At 39.0% G+C, this 17,715-nt stretch carries 15 protein-coding genes and 1 other annotated feature; of the genes, 11 read left to right on the top strand and 4 right to left on the bottom strand.

Going from position 1 to position 17,715, the window contains the following annotated elements; all coding sequences use genetic code 11:
• The first annotated feature begins 533 nt into the window (after positions 1–533).
• The gene (locus tag UP17_RS27055) at positions 534–3,185 is read left to right on the top strand and encodes an SH3 domain-containing protein (RefSeq protein WP_081108924.1); all 2,652 of its coding nucleotides are present in this window, start codon (positions 534–536) and stop codon (positions 3,183–3,185) included.
• A 114-nt stretch (positions 3,186–3,299) separates the two neighbouring features.
• Here the strand turns inward: UP17_RS27055 and UP17_RS21605 are convergent, their stop codons facing one another.
• Positions 3,300–3,734 (bottom strand): Rrf2 family transcriptional regulator, encoded by a 435-nt coding sequence (locus UP17_RS21605; RefSeq protein WP_061465201.1) that lies wholly within the window; start codon positions 3,732–3,734, stop codon positions 3,300–3,302.
• Positions 3,735–4,068: 334 nt separating this feature from the next.
• Between UP17_RS21605 and UP17_RS21600 the strand changes: the two genes are divergently transcribed.
• From UP17_RS21600 to galE, 6 genes are all read left to right on the top strand, one after another.
• A complete protein-coding gene (locus UP17_RS21600; protein ID WP_349817579.1) occupies positions 4,069–4,764 on the top strand; it encodes a DsbA family protein in 696 nt (231 codons plus the stop codon).
• A 3-nt stretch (positions 4,765–4,767) separates the two neighbouring features.
• Complete coding sequence (locus tag UP17_RS21595) at positions 4,768–5,178, top strand: disulfide oxidoreductase (RefSeq protein WP_061465197.1); 411 nt, start codon at positions 4,768–4,770, stop codon at positions 5,176–5,178.
• Positions 5,179–5,453: 275 nt separating this feature from the next.
• Positions 5,454–6,095 carry an NAD(P)-dependent oxidoreductase gene (locus tag UP17_RS21590; protein ID WP_061465196.1) on the top strand — a complete coding sequence of 214 codons (642 nt, stop codon included), beginning with the start codon at positions 5,454–5,456 and terminating at the stop codon, positions 6,093–6,095.
• Positions 6,096–6,398: 303 nt separating this feature from the next.
• A complete protein-coding gene (locus UP17_RS21585; RefSeq protein WP_061465194.1) occupies positions 6,399–8,141 on the top strand; it encodes a phospho-sugar mutase in 1,743 nt (580 codons plus the stop codon).
• A 341-nt stretch (positions 8,142–8,482) separates the two neighbouring features.
• A complete protein-coding gene (galU, locus tag UP17_RS21580) occupies positions 8,483–9,370 on the top strand; it encodes a UTP--glucose-1-phosphate uridylyltransferase GalU (protein ID WP_061465192.1) in 888 nt (295 codons plus the stop codon).
• 228 nt (positions 9,371–9,598) lie between these two features.
• Positions 9,599–10,570 carry a UDP-glucose 4-epimerase GalE gene (galE, locus tag UP17_RS21575; RefSeq protein ID WP_061465190.1) on the top strand — a complete coding sequence of 324 codons (972 nt, stop codon included), beginning with the start codon at positions 9,599–9,601 and terminating at the stop codon, positions 10,568–10,570.
• Between the two features lie 280 nt (positions 10,571–10,850).
• Here the strand turns inward: galE and UP17_RS21570 are convergent, their stop codons facing one another.
• From UP17_RS21570 to UP17_RS21560, 3 genes are all read right to left on the bottom strand, one after another.
• Positions 10,851–11,672 carry an ATP-grasp domain-containing protein gene (locus UP17_RS21570; protein ID WP_061465188.1) on the bottom strand — a complete coding sequence of 274 codons (822 nt, stop codon included), beginning with the start codon at positions 11,670–11,672 and terminating at the stop codon, positions 10,851–10,853.
• 68 nt (positions 11,673–11,740) lie between these two features.
• Positions 11,741–11,992 (bottom strand) — a binding site (T-box leader).
• A 309-nt stretch (positions 11,993–12,301) separates the two neighbouring features.
• Positions 12,302–13,021, bottom strand: a complete 720-nt coding sequence (locus UP17_RS21565) for a pentapeptide repeat-containing protein (RefSeq protein ID WP_061465186.1) — start codon at positions 13,019–13,021, stop codon at positions 12,302–12,304.
• Between the two features lie 16 nt (positions 13,022–13,037).
• Positions 13,038–13,316: a PadR family transcriptional regulator gene (locus UP17_RS21560; RefSeq protein WP_397260673.1), complete on the bottom strand. Its 279-nt coding sequence runs from the start codon at positions 13,314–13,316 to the stop codon at positions 13,038–13,040.
• Positions 13,317–13,718: 402 nt separating this feature from the next.
• Between UP17_RS21560 and UP17_RS21555 the strand changes: the two genes are divergently transcribed.
• The 4 genes from UP17_RS21555 to UP17_RS21540 all read left to right on the top strand — a co-directional run bounded on the left by UP17_RS21555 (position 13,719) and on the right by UP17_RS21540 (position 17,593).
• On the top strand, positions 13,719–14,342 hold the full coding sequence (locus UP17_RS21555) for a class I SAM-dependent methyltransferase (protein ID WP_061466244.1): 624 nt from the start codon (positions 13,719–13,721) through the stop codon (positions 14,340–14,342).
• 422 nt (positions 14,343–14,764) lie between these two features.
• On the top strand, positions 14,765–15,367 hold the full coding sequence (locus UP17_RS21550; RefSeq protein ID WP_061465182.1) for a class I SAM-dependent methyltransferase: 603 nt from the start codon (positions 14,765–14,767) through the stop codon (positions 15,365–15,367).
• 262 nt (positions 15,368–15,629) lie between these two features.
• On the top strand, positions 15,630–16,334 hold the full coding sequence (locus tag UP17_RS21545) for a class I SAM-dependent methyltransferase (protein WP_061465180.1): 705 nt from the start codon (positions 15,630–15,632) through the stop codon (positions 16,332–16,334).
• Positions 16,335–16,759: 425 nt separating this feature from the next.
• Positions 16,760–17,593: an STAS domain-containing protein gene (locus UP17_RS21540; RefSeq protein ID WP_061465178.1), complete on the top strand. Its 834-nt coding sequence runs from the start codon at positions 16,760–16,762 to the stop codon at positions 17,591–17,593.
• Positions 17,594–17,715: the final 122 nt, after the last annotated feature.

Raw genomic sequence — 17,715 nt, 5'->3', positions numbered from 1 at the left:
TTAAAAATTAAAAGACCTCACCAAATAATCGGCAAGGTCTTGCAAACAACTAAGATCAGTTGCCAATAAAGCCGAGGATAAAATCCTGTATTGACGACTTTATTGTATAGCTACTCCCCTTAACAGAAGGATTCATATAAGTATATATAGTGAGTATATAGATTATTGCCTCAATCCGTCAAATATTAGGATTGTATGCTTACCTCTTATGTATATTCGGTATATTCAGGAAGATGTTCGTCCCCATAAATTAATTAACTGAATAAATATTTCAATATACTTTATTTCGACGACAAACTTGTGCATCCGCTTCAAGAAACTTAGGAAATGAATTTTCGTTGCAAATATGTCTATTAAATTAATTAAAAGTCTATTAGTTTACTATTTTGTTACAAATTCATCGATCCCTCTATAGATTTAAAGGAATATGGTATGTTTTTAATGAATGAGGATAAATACCTATAACATAATACTTATTTTAACCGATATTTAAATAAATGTTAAAAATATAATTCTTTAGTAGGGAGAATGAGATGAAGAAATTAATTTTACCAACTTTCTGTTTTGCAGTGTTGTCTACAGTTGCTTTCGAAGAAAAAATATCTGCAGCTCCACTACATGCAGAACAGGCCAATATTGAAACAGGTGTCATGTTCGTCCATGTAAATTCCGGCTCGCTCAATATGAGAAAAACAGGTACTGAAAGTGCAAGCGTAGTCGCCAAGCTGGCAAAAGGGACACAGGTAACGGTGTATTCGGAATCCAAAGGCTGGGCGAAAATTAAAGCCAATGGAAAAGACGGATATGTCAGTACCAAGTATCTATCGACGACAAAACCTGGAACGGTAACCAAAGCTGCGGAAACCGTTAAAACGACAACGAAATATGTGAATGTCAGTACAGGTCCACTTAATATGCGAAAAAGCGGAACGGAAAGTGCCAGCATAGTCTCCAAGCTGGCAAAAGGGACACAGGTAACGGTGTATTCGGAATCCAAAGGCTGGGCGAAAATTAAAGCCAATGGAAAAGACGGATATGTCAGTACCAAGTATCTGTCTGCTGCAAAGCCAGGATCGGGATCCACAATAGCCACACCTCAAAAAACGACAACAAAATATGTGAATGTCAGTACAGGTTCACTTAATATGCGAAAAAGCGGAACGGAAAGTGCCAGCATAGTCGCGAAGCTTTCAAAAGGAACGAAAGTGACGGTGTATTCGGAATCCAAAGGCTGGGCGAAGATCAAGGCCAATGGAATAGATGGGTATGTCAGTACTGACTATCTTTCAACAACGAAGCCAGGAACGGCTCCCAATCCAATCATACCTGAAAAAACGACGACGAAATATGTGAATGTAAGCTCTGGTTCCCTCAATATGCGAAAAAGCGGAACGGAAAGTGCCAGCATAGTCGCGAAGCTTTCAAAAGGAACGAAAGTGACGGTGTACTCGGAATCCAAAGGCTGGGCGAAGATCAAGGCCAATGGAATAGATGGGTATGTCAGTACTGACTATCTTTCAACAACGAAGCCAGGAACGGCTCCCAATCCAATCATACCTGAAAAAACGACGACGAAATATGTGAATGTAAGCTCTGGTTCCCTCAATATGCGAAAAAGCGGAACGGAAAGTGCCAGCATAGTCGCGAAGCTTTCAAAAGGAACGAAAGTGACGGTTTATTCGGAATCCAAAGGATGGGCGAAAATCAAGGCCAATGGAATAGATGGGTATGTCAGTACTGACTATCTTTCAACAACGAAGCCAGGAACGGCTCCCAATCCAACCATACCTGAAAAAACGACGACGAAATATGTGAATGTAAGCTCTGGTTCTCTGAATATGCGGAATAAACCGTCAGAATGTGCTTCCATCATTGTGAAATTGGCCAAGGGTGCAGAGGTAGAAGTCATCTCGGAATCAAATGGCTGGTCAAAAATTATAGCGTATGGCGGAGAAGGTTACGTCAGTACGCAATATCTATCAGAAACGAAGCCTGGTTCTGTACCGGAAAGCCCGGATCCGAATCCAGACGAAGAAGAAACCACGTTAGTTAAATATGTAAATGTGAATGATGGCTCCAGTCTGAATATGCGCTCTTCTGCATCAGCTTCCGCTTCGATTATTGCCAAGCTTGTAAACAATACGGCCGTAAATGTATATTCTGAGTCTAATGGCTGGTCAAGAGTCACAGCTAATGGAAAAACGGGATATGTAAGTACGCAATATTTAACAGCCAAAGCGCCGGAAGTTCCAGGGGGTTCTAATGGATCGATAATCAGGATCGATAAGGAGTACAATCTTACGATGGACAAGATGGTTGAAATCCAAATGGCCGTGAATGGTCAAACGGATAAAACGTATAAAACCTACATACGAGAGGATGGGTTAACGTTAATCAATCCAACAAAAGGTACGGTAAAAGGAACTGGATGGCGTGTCAGGGGCGGAGCTGGATCTAATTATTGGGTAGTCGGTGCTGTCAGCAATTATCAATCATTGAATATCAAATCAAAAGTCATGGGCACTGACGGATACTATTGGTATGAGGTGGATTATAACAAGACATGGGTAAATGCCAGCCTGGAAGATATAGAATATAATCTCAATCCGGATAATTTTGTGAATGATCCAATCAAATCGTTCCAGTTCGTTAAGCTCTCCCAAGTCACCAACATGAACGTTTCTGAAGTGAATGATAGAATTCTTTCAGGTAAAGGGATTTTACAAGGCCAAGCTGCAACCTTCACTTCAGCAGGGGAAAAGTACGGGGTGAATGAAATCTACCTGATTTCACATGCTTTGCTGGAAACCGGGAATGGCACTTCACCGTTGGCGACTGGAGTTAAGGTGAACGGGAAAACGGTCTATAATATGTATGGAGTGGGGGCTTTTGACGGAACAGCGTTAAGCAGCGGCGCTCAATACGCATATAATGCAGGCTGGTTCACTCCGGAAGCTGCCATCATAGGCGGAGCCGAATTTATCGCCAAAGGATATATCTCTGCTGGACAGGACACGCTATACAAAATGAGATGGAATCCTATAGCTGCAGAGAAATATGGATATGCTACACACCAGTATGCTACTGACATTGGCTGGGCAACAAAACAAGTGAAACAGATTTATAATTTGTATAGTCTATTAGATTCCTATAAATTGACGATTGAAGTTCCTAAGTACAAATAAGAAAGAAGCAAAAAACACAGAGACCGAATCATGTGTTTTTTGTTTTTAAAACCAACTTCCCGCTCGAAAAAAGCTTCATATCGACGAAAAGGATAAAATGAAATGAAGCATTGATTATTTCATTTTATCCTTTTCTAAAATATCCTTAACGACATCCTCAATCGTTACCACTCCCAATGCCTTTTCCAAGGCAAGTTCAGCAACTGAAAAGATGGGTTCTATCGTATTTTGTATATTTCTTCCAACGGTGCATGCTGGATTAGGATTTTCATGGATTCCAAATAACTCTTTATCGGATACAACGTTAACAGCCTGGTAAACATCAAGTAAAGTAATATCCGATAATTCCTTGGCCAATGTCGCTCCGGCAATACCTGGACGAACGTTGACTAAACCTGCACTCTTCAGCATGCCGGTGATTTTTCTGATTAATGCTGGGTTGGTGTTTACACTTTTTGCAATAAAATCAGAAGTGTTAACGCCTTCTTTATTTATTTCTAAAAGAGATAATATATGGATTCCTACGGAAAAGCGGGTACTGATGGACATCTCTTTTTTCTCTCCTTTAAAATCTCTATTCTTATATAGTATAAATTATTTAACATGTAATTCAAGTAGTTACAAGTTATAATTGAGGGTGCAAGAATAATATTTATCCATTAACCTTTACCTGTCAAGTAACGCCGTTAAGTAGAAGCAAAAATAAAAGGTATGTGTAATTGACAAACATCATAGTGAAACTTATATTATTACGTGTAAATGAATCAGTTACAGGTGAGAGGCATATAGGAAGGGGGAACTGAAATCGGCCTTAATGATGCTTATAGGTCCATTATGGCTGTATAAGGAATTTCTAAACAACTACAACAGATGGAGGTATATGATGGCTAATAAAAAAAAGGGTAATCCAAAACAATCTTCTGCATTCATGTTTTGGATCATAGGGTTAATCGCTGTAATCATTATTGGCTTTATATTTTTAGCGAATGGGAAAGACAAAGATACAGATACCGCTGCTTATGAAATGGATTATAAATCACAGCCCTATTTGGGAGAAAAATCGGCTCCTGTTCAAATTGTGGAATTTGGTGATTATAAATGTCCAGTGTGTAAGACATTCGAGGAGAAGTTCTTTCCTTCTATACAAAGTGAATTGATTGATACTGGAAAAGCACAATTTTATTTCATGAATTATTCGTTCATTAACGTCGATTCAATTAGATCCGCTAAATTTGCGGAAAGTGTTTATCAAGAATTAGGAAATGATACCTTTTGGAAATTTCATGAGCTGTTGTACGATAAGCAGCCAGATGACCCGAAATATGAAAAGGAAGATGTGTTTACGGACAAATTCCTAGAAGATACATTGAAAGAAATTGCAAATGACAAAGATGTCAAAAAGGTCGTTTCCTCTTTTAAAGCCGATAATTCTGAGGACCAATGGAACAAGGATATGAAGATTGCCGACGAATTAGGCGTTTCTGGAACACCTTCCTTATTTGTTAATGGCAAGAAGTTTGAAGGAAATACAATCGATGATTTAGTGAAAATGGTTGATGATGCAGCGAAGGAGAAATAGTTGATGAACAAGCCATTATTATTTTCGTGGATCCTATCAATCATTGCCACTGCTGGAAGTCTCTATTTTAGTGAGGTTCTCCATTATGTACCTTGTACCTTTTGTTGGTATCAAAGGATCTTGATGTACCCGTTCGTTATTTTATTGGGCCGTGCCTTTTATGAGCAGGACCTGAAAATCCATCGATACATACTCCCATTATCGATTTTGGGCATGTTGGTTTCAGGGTATCACTATAGTCTGCAAAAAATTCCAGCACTACAGCATTTCGAAATGTGCCAAAGTGGTGTTCCTTGCTCCGGTGAGTATATTAATTGGTTAGGCTTCATCACGATTCCGTTTTTGGCTTTTATTGCTTTTACTCTCATTACTATCTGTATGGGACTGCTAATGAGGAAGAACCGCCATATTTGAAAAAAGCACCATTCTTTGTCAACTCTACAGGGAATGGTGCTTTTTTTATCGACGAAAATAGGAATATATCATCGGAAACCGGAATATATCATCGGAAACCGGAATATATCATCGGAAATCAAAACTTCCAATCGTAATGTCTCATATGACTAAAGGCAGGATAAAATATATTTGACAAATCAGTGGCTTGTAACCTATATTATTACATGTAAGCAACTGGGTTACAATTAAGGATTCAATTAAGGGTTCAAAAACGATATAGGAGGAATTTGAAAATGAAAATAGGTATTATTGGTGCGAGCGGAAAAGCTGGAAGTATGATTTTAAAAGAAGCATTGACTAGGGGACATGAAGTTACGGCTATTGTCAGGGATCAAGCCAAAGTCCAAATTCAAGGAGCATCCGTACAGGAAAAAGACCTATTCAATCTGAAAGCTGAAGATATTAAAGCATTTGATGTGGTAGTGAATGCCTTTGGTGCTGCACCAGGGAAAGAACATCTGCATGTCGATGCAGGAAAAATCTTAATTGATGCCATGAAAGGGGCTCCTCAAACTAAATTGATTGTTGTTGGCGGAGCTGGAAGCCTTTACGTTGACGAGGCGAAAACGATACGTGTATTGGAAACACCTGAATTCCCGAAAGAATACTTTGCAACAGCATCTAATCAATCCAAGAACCTTGAGGATTTAAATAATGCCACTGGCATCCAATGGACATTCATCAGTCCTTCTGCCTTCTTTGATCCTCAAGGAAATAGAACAGGTGAGTATAAACTGGGTAAAGACAACCTTCTTGTAAACTCAAAAGGTGAAAGTTATGTAAGCTATGCAGATTTTGCCCTTGCAGTACTTGATGAAATAGAAAACCCGCAACACAACAATCAACGCTTTACGGTTGTTGCCGAAGCTGAATAATTTGTTTGTAAGGTAATCCATTATAGTGGACATCAGCCCCTGTCTTTAGGCAGGGGCTGATGTCCAAGATTACCGAATCCATCGCCATCCCCTGATTATTGCCTCCATTCAAATTCAATTGATTATCCATCCATAACAAACCTTTTTATGTTGAAAATATTGACTGATATCCATTTATTGCTGATAATATAGCGAAGAAAGTCCTATGAATGGCTTTTTTTTATTTCAGTGATAACTGTTAGTCTTAGTAGAACATCTAGATTTCCCAACAGGGAACCAGAAAGAAAGAAGGACAATGTGAAAATGGATTATAAATGTTCTTACCACTCATGGGTGAATTTCGAAGCCCTTGATGAGGAAATGAAGTCATTACTTAACAAGATGCAAGATGATGAAAAAAATATTGAAGATGCGTTTTATAAGAACTTGGAATTTGGCACAGGCGGTATGCGCGGGGAAATTGGGGCAGGTACCAATCGAATGAATCTTTATACAGTCCGCAAAGCAACATTAGGATTAGCCCATTATCTGCAATCGATGGGTGATGAAGCAAAACGCAGAGGTGTCGCGATTGCCTACGATTCACGTTTTAAATCACCTGAATTTGCCTTGGAAGCAGCCAAGACCTTGGCTACAGAAGGGATTAAGGCTTATCTATTCGATGAGTTAAGGCCAACGCCGGAGTTATCCTTTGCCGTTCGAGAACTGAATGCCTATGCTGGGATCGTTATCACGGCAAGTCATAATCCCCCTGAGTATAATGGCTATAAAGTGTACGGACCAGATGGTGCCCAGCTTCCTCCGGCTACTGCTGATAAAGTGATTGAATTCGTGAATGCGATTGAAAATGAACTTGCCATTTCGGTAAAAGATGAAGTGACATTGAAAGCACAGGGCCTCATTGAGGTTGTCGGAGAGGAAATCGATGCCGCTTATAATGAAAAGTTGCTTACTGTGCCCGAAAACAGAAATCTAAGCGAAGAAGTTGATGTGACAGTAGTATTCACACCACTTCATGGCACAGCAAATAAGTCGGTTAGGCGTGCTTTAAAAGATCTGGGATACGATAAGGTACATGTTGTTAAAGAGCAGGAATTGCCTGATCCCAATTTTTCGACAGTCAAATCACCGAACCCTGAAGAACATGCAGCATTTGAAATGGCCATTGAATTAGGAAATGAGGTATCTGCGGACCTGTTGATCGCAACAGATCCGGATGCAGATCGGCTCGGTATCGCCGTTAAAAATAAGAATGGCGAATATGTGGTGCTTACAGGTAATCAAACTGGTGCACTAATATTGGATTATCTTTTAAAAGAAAAGAAATCGAAACGCACTTTACCTCCCAATGGAGTTGTCTTAAAAACGATAGTGACTTCTGAAATAGGCCGCAGAATCGCAAATGAATATGGCTTAGGGACCGTTGATGTATTAACGGGTTTTAAATTCATCGCTGAAAAGATCAACGAATATGAGAAAAGCGGTAAGCACACATTCTTATTCGGGTATGAAGAAAGTTATGGCTATCTAATCAAGGATTTTGCCCGTGATAAAGATGCGATCCAAGCTGCCGTTCTTGCGGTGGAAGTGTGTGCCTACTATAAAAAACAGGGCATGGACCTATATGAAGGTTTGCTAAATATATTTGAAAAGTACGGGTATTACCTGGAGGGACTCCAGTCATTGACCTTAAAGGGAATCGAAGGCGCTGGGCAGATTCAAGGGATACTGAATCAATTCCGTGAGGATCCTCCAAAGCAAATAGCCGGAAAAGCTGTAACTGTGCAGGAGGATTATCAAAGCGGCATGAAGCTGACGGTGGGCAACGATAAGGAAGAAGTCATTGATTTACCTAAATCAAATGTAATTAAGTACTTCCTTGAGGATGGCACATGGGTATGCTTACGGCCATCTGGGACAGAACCTAAAATCAAATTCTATTTCGGAATCCAAGGTGAAACGATGGAAGCAGCCGAGCTGAAGTTGAACCTAGTCATGAATGCTTTCATGGAAAAAATTAATGGGATGATCAATAGTACTAAATAAGTCAGTCTTTGGACCTGACAGCCGTATAATCAAGAAAATAAGGCCTTTTCCTGATATTCGTTCGGGGAAGGGCCATATTTACTTTATCAGACGTTCCGTTCCAAGCTGGAGACGGCGAATAGTGTCAATTTAAGTGTCTATACAGTTGTAGATGAAAGATTTACCCAATAAGTTTTAAAATATGAAGAAATTGGTATATAATAAATAGGATATAAAAAGTATTGAATATACAAACATTTTAACTAAAAACCAGACTATGTTACTATTAATATGGTGATTAAGAAAAAAATGTAATTATATGGATTTAATTTTTAAAGTTGATATGGAGGAGTAACAAGAGTATGAAAAAAGTAAAAAAGGCTATAATTCCTGCAGCTGGATTGGGAACTAGATTTTTGCCTGCTACGAAGGCAATGCCAAAAGAAATGCTGCCAATAGTGGACAAACCAACTATTCAATATATTATAGAAGAAGCCGTGAAAGCGGGAATCGAAGATATTATCATTGTCACGGGAAAGAATAAACGTGCGATAGAAGATCATTTTGATAATGCATACGAACTAGAAAATAACTTGAGGGAAAAAGGGAAATTCGATTTATTGGAGAAGGTACAATACCCATCGAATTTAGCTAATATCCACTACATTAGGCAAAAAGAACCGAGAGGCCTTGGACATGCTGTTTGGTGTGCACGTAACTTTATTGGTGATGAGCCATTTGCAGTCCTTTTAGGCGATGACATCGTTCAAAGCGATGTGCCATCACTACGTCAATTAATCAACGAATATGATGCGACAGGTTCGTCCATCATTGGAGTGCAGCCAGTAAATGAGAATGAAACACATAGATACGGCATCATTGACCCGCTTACTCAAGAAGGCAGAAGATACGAAGTGAACCGATTCGTTGAAAAGCCAGAACAAGGAACGGCACCATCCAATTTAGCCATCATGGGAAGATACATACTAACACCGGAAATATTTGATTTCTTAGCTAATCAGGAAACAGGGGCTGGCGGTGAAATCCAGTTAACGGATGCGATCCAAAAACTGAATGAAATCCAAAAAGTCTTCGCTTACGATTTTGAAGGAAAACGTTATGATGTAGGAGTTGTTGATGGCTTTGTGAAAACGACAATTGAATTTGCCCTGCAACGTCCTGATTTAAGAGACGACATTATAAAAGAAATGGAAAATATCCTCAAGATGCATAAAGCAGGAATCAGATAGACCATTTTAAATAGAGAAAACTCCTATGTGATACTATCCCCTTTAGGTAGAGAGTGTACTAAGATCACGAACAATTTTGGATTGTACACGACTACCTGGAGGGGATTATTATGGCTAAAAGGGCTAAAGTGTGCGATCCAGGGACACCCAATTCTTAAGACGCGTGAGGTTTGTTGGGAGAACTTATAACGTAAAGAAGTCAGTTTAAAAAGAAAGGGTAAATATTATATGATTTTGGTCGTTGGCGGTGCAGGCTATATTGGAAGTCATCTTGTAAAAGAGTTAGTGAATACAGAAGAGGTTGTCATTCTGGATAATCTCTCAACCGGTTTTCCTTCGCTGGTCGATTCGAAGGCCATCTTGGTAGAAGGGAATTTAGGAGACGAAGCGGTCTTGAATGAAATATTCCTTAAATATCCCATTAAAGCTGTAATGCACTTTGCTGCTAATAGCTTGGTAGGTGAGTCTGTCCAAGACCCTTATAAATACTATAATAATAATGTTGGTGCAACTCTTACATTAGTGAATACCATGCTCAAGCATGATGTTAAGAATTTCATTTTTTCATCAACGGCAGCTACTTACGGTATACCAAATGTGGATATGATTGATGAAGATCAGCCAACTAATCCGATTAATCCATATGGCCGCTCGAAATTGATGGTGGAGCAAATCTTAAGTGACTTTGCAAATGCATATGGACTCCACTATGTCGTTTTACGTTACTTTAATGCGGCTGGAGCACATGTGTCGGCAGAAATCGGTGAAAGTCATGATCCTGAAACACATCTGATTCCTATTATTTTACAGCATTTATTAGGTCAACGAGAGAAGATTTCCGTATTTGGCACAGACTATGACACGAAAGATGGCACTTGCATTCGTGATTATATTCATGTAACGGACTTAGCCAAAGCTCATATAATCGCGCTTCAAGCCCTATTGTCCGGGAAGAAGGATACGGCCATCTACAATCTTGGGAATGGAAAAGGATTTTCGGTTAAAGATGTAATCGACACTTGTGAAAAGGTCACAGGAGTGAAGCCGACCATAGAGTATGCAGACCGTCGCCCTGGAGATCCAGCCCGTCTGGTTGCTTCAGCTAATAAGATATATGAAGAACTTGGATGGAAAGCATCAATAGATTTGGAAGAGATTATTGAAAGTGCATGGAAATGGCATAAATCTCAGATAGTTTAACAATTAAAAGTCGTTTCAGGCTGTAGACAAACTCGAAGAAAAGCGGGTTTGCCTACAGTTTTTTTAGTTAAAAATCGTTCCATTTGATTTCGGCCGCCGACTGTATGCCAAGCCTCATCAAAGCACGCGTCTGTGGGATCTCGGCTAGCCAGTTATTCGTCCGTCCCCGCACTTTATTCGACCGTGCAACCCAGTTGGACCTAACTCAAACTTTATTCGTCCGTTCACGAATTTTTGCGACAGTCTGAAACGACTTAATTAAAAGTCTTTCTTTGTTATTCTAAGCTTGAAGAGCTTTCTGTATTGACTTTTTCATCGCTTTTACAAAGTTCTGACGGGCTTCATCAGTTAGTTCCAGCAAGGAAAGATAGGGATTTAAATCTTCCAGTTCAACCAATAAAAGTTCACCTTGCTCATTCCGGCATGCATCAACTCGTTGAATCCCCCAATCAAGATTATTCCATTCAATAAATTGCTGAGCAAAGGCTAAATCTTTTTCTGTAGGTGTGTATTCCTTTAATTCCCATCTTTTCTCTTTGTCTGGTGCATAAAGAGCATACTGAAATTCCTTATCGATAAAATAAAATGAAACCTCATACTCAAAGTTGATAAAAGGTTGTACCAATAGGTTCTTTGATTCTGAATCGATTTTATCTCCCAATTCATCTTTCGTGACAAATTCCAAACCGATGGAATCTGCACCATCTTTCGGCTTCACTATGTACAATGCTACATTAGGAAGTTTATTTAAAGAATCAAGGGTATCGATAGTTGGAATGACAGGAAATTGGGCATTCGTCAGTTCAATTAAGTATTCTTTCCCGTTCATATCAGCCTTTCCAATAAATGAATTGTAAGTTTTCAAACCAGTAGCCGCTCTATTGCGGAATGCTTGATACTTATCTTTAAAATTTGCTACTGGACCAGCATTTCGAAATACAATTAGGTCAAAGTCCTTTTCAAATGTTTCAGTGTCTTCAGGGTGACAAATGACCAATTGAAAATCTTCCCTAAGTTCCGAAGTAAGGAACAAATCCTCCTCATAATAATTTCTTCCTTTTGCTTCATAGTATAAATCTGTTACGAATAATAGTGTCTGCATTAGACCTTCACCTGCTTTGCCTTTATTTTCATTGATTTAACTGGATTAAAACAAAAAATCCCGTCTCATTAAGAGACGAGATTCGGAACTCGCGGTACCACTCTTGTTTAATGGAATGCTTAGAAAGCACATTGCTGCCCTTTACAAACATAATTGTATGTTGTCCCTTATAACGGAGGAAACCGGTAAAGCTTACTAAAGGTTCGGCTTTACTTCTCAGAGATGATCTTCGGTTATTATCTGGACACTGGCTTTCAGCAAAGCACCAGCTCTCTTTGGAACAGAAACTATAACGTACTCTTTCTCTTCATGGAATGTTAAATAAAATTAGGTTAATTTGAGTTATTGTATAATAGTCAGAAAATAAAATCAATGGTTTTTACCAGCAAGGAAAATGGTCATTTCTCTTAATATAGGATAATTGTTACTTCTATACTTAAATTCATGGATTTAAATTGAAAACGTAAAAACCCTGTGCTAAGACGTGTATTGTCTTAGCACAGGGTTCTTTAATCAATCATTCCCCCATGCTCATTCCTTTTAAAACGACCGCAGTTAAAAACACGGTCACGCAAATGATTGAGGTGGATACGACAATCGCAATCGGTAACGTCATTGGAAATCCCTCCTTAGATGATGGTCACACTGCTGAGATCTACCTTCGCTCCATTTAAAAAGTTGAAAGTAAGTTTATCCATCGAAGCTCCAGTAAAGTCGATTTTCTTTAAATCGGACATCCGGAATTGAACATTGATGAGTGTGGCATCACGAAATGATGCCTTTTTCAATGAAGAACCCTCGAAAATGGTTTGGTTAAATGTTTCCCCATCAAATGTAAGACCAGATAAATTACAGCCTTTAAAATGGGTCTTATTATAAATGCTGTTCTTGAAAGTTACGCCTTTTAAATTCGCGCTTTTAAATAAGGTGCTTGTTAAATTGACGTTTTCAAAGATGCATTTATTTAAGTTACTGCTTTTAAAGGTGCTGTTCGTCAGGTCGGAATGGCTGAAATCAGAGCGGCTTAAATCACAGGAATTGAATTTCCCGTCATGCACGGAAACCGAGCGAAAGTCGGAATCCAATAAGCGATGTCTGGAATAGTCCATGTTTATTGCCTGCTCAAGCTCACTATAGTGAAGATTAAGTGATTCCATGAGCTCTGATACTTCTCCTATTGAATCCACAGTCAGCTTATACGCTTCCTGCTCACTAGAGCCATTCTTTTTATGGTCATTGTATTTTTCCAGTAAGTTTTGCAGCAGTTCTTCTTCCAATTCATTTGCTGTTTTTGCATTTTTGTACGGTGCAAAAATGCCATGAACATGTGCCTGCAGTTTTTCAATCACATTTCATCTTCCTTTCTTACAAGAGGCGTTCAAGTATTCGCTTGGCAAGTTCCCAATCATTTTTATTTTGCGTATATGTGTCTTCCCCGATGGGGGTGATTTTGTAATATTTCCTTCTTCCGCCTTGTGAAGCATCTCCCCAATAAGAGATGATGCATCCGTCCTTTTCTAGACGTTTTAAACTGGAATACATGGTCGCTTCCTTTAATTCATATTGCTCATTCGAACTCATATATATCAGTTTGCTGATTTCATAACCGTATTTATCGCCACTTTGCAGGAGTTTTAGAATCATCGTATCTACATGTCCGCGAAGCAGGTCAGAGGATAGCTGTCGTTGAACCAAATCCTCACCTCCTGTGGTATATCTTATAATGTATTACTATGACAGTCAAGGTAATTGTTAAAATGGGCGCAGGTGTAAGGTCTTTGTTTAAAAAGGTATGGCCTTTAGATTTGGAGGGGTGTTCTTTATGGAAAGAAATACAGGGAAACCTAATGTCGGACACGGCAGGAGCAATCTTATGATGATTTAAGGAAGAAAACCAATAGTGGGAACAGTTTTTAGAGATATGGCATACCTGACCGTTATCGTGGAAGGAAACATCGCATTCTGAATGAACTTTACATATCCGCTTGGAAGGGATTTCGTATGCTTTATAGAAGAAGTATGTAAGAGGCCGGGGAGGTATGGATGTTGAATAATTCGTGGAATAAAGTAATTTATAAGGTTTGGTCTCCAATATATGACAAAACCTTCAGTGCCCTCTTTTTAAAAGCCAGGAAAAGTATATTTGAAGAGATATCATTTCATGACAATGCAAAGGTTCTGTTTGTGGGCGTAGGAACGGGTGCCGATTTAGAGTTGATCAAGCACCTTGACCTTGAGATAACGGCGATAGACCTTTCGGCTGATATGCTAAAAAAGGCGATGGTTAAATATGGGGATAGATCGATCACTTTCCTGGAGATGGATGCACAGCATATGGAATTCGATAATGAATCGTTTGACTATATAGTTGGAAGTTTGGTCCTTTCCGTCGTACCTGATGCAAATGAATGTCTTCTGGAAATGATCAGGGTTTTAAAAGGCGAGGGGAAAATAATCATATTCGATAAGTTTATCTCTAAAGATGAACGGCTTTCATTACCCAAAAAGCTTCTGAGACCCATTATTAGATTTTTAGGTACAGATATTGGCTTGAGGTTTGAAGACTTGTTCAGTAGACATGAAAAAAATATGAAAATGGAAGAAAATCGATCGATCATGCTGAATGGAATGTATAGAAAGATAATTATCAGTAAACGGAGGGAAGAGTAAAGACCCAAAAGGTGTGAAAATCATTCTGAAAAATGGAAGGGCTCAACGAAGTTTATTTTCTTCATCATGGTTTATAACCTTATATTATTTTAAATAGATGTATAGAACGGAAAAGCCCAATTAAGTCTTCCTTGGTTTTTCTAATCGTCGTTATTTCATCCTTTATCAGTATGCAAATGATTGGCCATGATTATATCTTTTCAATGCTTACTGCCATCAGTATGATTTTAACCCTATTATTATTTTCTTGGAGATATCGGGAACTGCTGGTGATAGAGAGGTAGTTGTGGATTCTCTTAATCGGCTGGGATATTTTTTTCATCCAAGGGGGATTTATTTGTTTGTCTTGCCATTTTGATTGTTATAGTTATGACTGCCAAAGTGATGGTAAAGAACAATAATATTGAGGAAGCTGGTGGGGCATGTTTCAGAAGTGGATTGGGAGTCAATTGAAAAATCCGAAAGGACCTCTCTCCAAATGGGTGGGCAGGTATATGGAGAGAGGGAACCATACTATAAATGATTGGACAATTGGCTTATTGAATAGCAATGGAAACGAAAAAATCCTGGAAGTCGGAATGGGAAATGGCTCCACATTAACTAGATTAGCTCAAGTGAATATTCTTGGCAGAAATTATGGTGTCGATATTTCCGAAAAGATGGTCAAAGAAGCAATGAGGAGGAATAAGAAGTATCTGCACGATGGGGTGGTGGATATACAGGTAGCCAATATTGAAAGCCTACCTTTTAGAAATGACTTTTTTGATAAAGTATTCACCGTCCATACCATTTATTTTTGGGATGATATTGATCAAGGCATATGTGAAGCATACCGAGTGTTAAAACCGCATGGAATGTTATTTTTATCAATTATGGATAAAACCAATATGGAAATGATGGAGCAAACGAAGGACTTTAAACTGTATTCAATCCAGGAGATAGAAAGTAGCTTGGTACAATGCGGATTCAAGGACATCAGGATACATAATAGAGATGAGTTTTATTGTTTGGTAGCTAAAAAATAGGAACCTGTCCGTAATGTTGATAATGGGTTGTTTCTATCAAGGAGCGTAAGTATGGGAGCACCGTTGTCTATCATTTCTTGCCTTTCTAATGGATATTGAGCTGATCAACGGTTATTAAGTAATGTTGGATTATCAATCAGAAGGCAGTTTGAGTGCGACTTTGCTAGCTATACGTCATATGTAACGATGCAGCTGGTACATGGCCGCCGGGGTGAAATCGGTATAATTATATTGTGGGATATAATGGGAAGAGGTGATGGTTTTGTCGGAGACGATTACAACCTATGATGATCTATTGAACATGCTTGATTCGTTATTGCGTGAGCCAACTACATTCTGGAATGGTTTTTATGAAGACCGGGAAAAGGGGGTTCCCTTTTTCGGAAATCTCCCTGATGAGAATTTGGTTCAATACTTTGATAGTGAGCTGCTTGGGTCTGGAAAGGTTCTTGAGCTTGGGTGCGGTCCTGGAAGAAATGCTATTTACCTTGCTCAAAAGGGCTGTTCTGTTGATGCGGTTGATCTTTCAAAGGAAGCCTTGGAATGGGGAAAAGAACGAGCGGCAGAAAAGAAAGTCCAAGTGAACTTCATTCAAAGGAATATATTTGAGTTGGAAATTGAGGAAGGGCGATATGACTTCGTATATGATTCAGGCTGTTTTCATCATATCGCACCACATCGAAGGATCAATTATTTGGAGATGGTGAAAAAGGCGTTAAGGCCTAAGGGATTGTATTCGATTACTTGTTTTATAGAAGGCGGCATATTAGGTGGTGCCGACATCTCGGATTGGGAGGTATATAGGCAAAAAAGCCTTAAAGGCGGATTAGGTTTTACTGAAGAGAAACTTAGAATGATTTTCAAGGAATTTGAAGTGGTGGAAATACGTAAAATGAGGAAAAAGGAAGAATCTGATGAAACCTTTGGGGTGCAAGGTTTATGGACGGCTTTATTTATGAAAAAGTAATGGTCATTAGATGGGTGAAACGGTGATGGGATGGTTTAAAGGTTATGGATAGTGCGGCTCAATGCCACTAAACGGAGGATCTGGGATCAGGTCCTTTTTTCACGTGAAAAGAAAATGGTTTGGATGAAGGTGAAATTGTTAACAAAAAATAAAAATGGTAAACTATAACAATAAAATGACCAGAATAATAGATGAATGTTTTTAAGAATCCTTTTTTAAAAAATCGGCAGTTGTATGGTTTCAAAAATAGCTGGGAAGGTAAATGGAAAGAGGGGACCATTGGGGGGATCTTTGATGCTTACTTTGTTGATTGAATCGTTAACTTTCAATACCCTTACAATGCTGATTACAGTCTTCCAGTAGCGATGATTTATCGATTGCTGGGACCAATTGGGATGTTAAAAAAATAAATAGGTGGGGAATTTATGCACAGAAATAAAGAACTATATTCATTTTTATTAGGTGTTGCAGCACAATTGACTGAGGATTGGTACGCAACATTGAATAAAAATGATAAGGCGGGGGTTTATAGCTCACCTGATCCCGAAGTAATTAAAAAGCTTAAGCAACAAAATAATGAATTCCATTTACGTTTCTTTCAGGTCTTTGATACAGAGGAAAGGGAATACTTTGAGCATCTTGGTGAGTGGATTGAAGATATCGGTCAGGATGAGCAGCATTTAAACACACCCATCTATTTTATATTGAGGGAGTTCTTTCGAACGCAAGAGCAATACTTGGATTATATTGATCAATTCGTGGCATTGCATGGAGATCAACATACACAGGAGGAAATAAACTCCTGGTACCGGATAGTGGTCAAGGTGCTCAGTGAAGTGATGGAGCGGTTTACGGAAGCGAATCATAGATATGCCAATAAAATTATGAAAGCCCAGCAGGCAACGATCGATGAATTGAGCTCGCCCATCATTTCCCTTAAAGATAACACGGCGTTGCTTCCCCTGATCGGTGATATTGACACGGCGAGAGGCATGTCCTTGCTTGAAAACACATTACAAAAATGCGCTGAAAAAAATGTCACCAGGCTTTTCATTGACCTATCGGGCGTCCATGCAATAGATAGTGTATCCGCCCACCAACTGTCACAATTGATTGAATCCTTAACTTTGATCGGAATCCGGACAACCCTTTCAGGACTTCGGCCGGAAATAGCCAAGACTGCTGTTAAGCTTCAACTGCCTTTTGATAAAGTGATGATAAAATCCACTCTTGCCCAAGCCATCAATACCATTAAATAATACATACGTATTCATGGCAGGGGAATGTTCGTTTTAGTGAAAAAAGTATAAAATCCATTCAAGAAGACCGCCATAAAGCAGCCTTCTTGAATGGGTAAACATAAAAATGAAGCCGCTACAGA

The sequence above is a fragment of the Peribacillus simplex genome, assembly GCF_001578185.1.
GTDB lineage: Bacteria > Bacillota > Bacilli > Bacillales > DSM-1321 > Peribacillus > Peribacillus simplex_A.
Note: the sequence above shows the minus strand (reverse complement) of the source record. Positions and strands in the feature narration are given on the sequence as shown.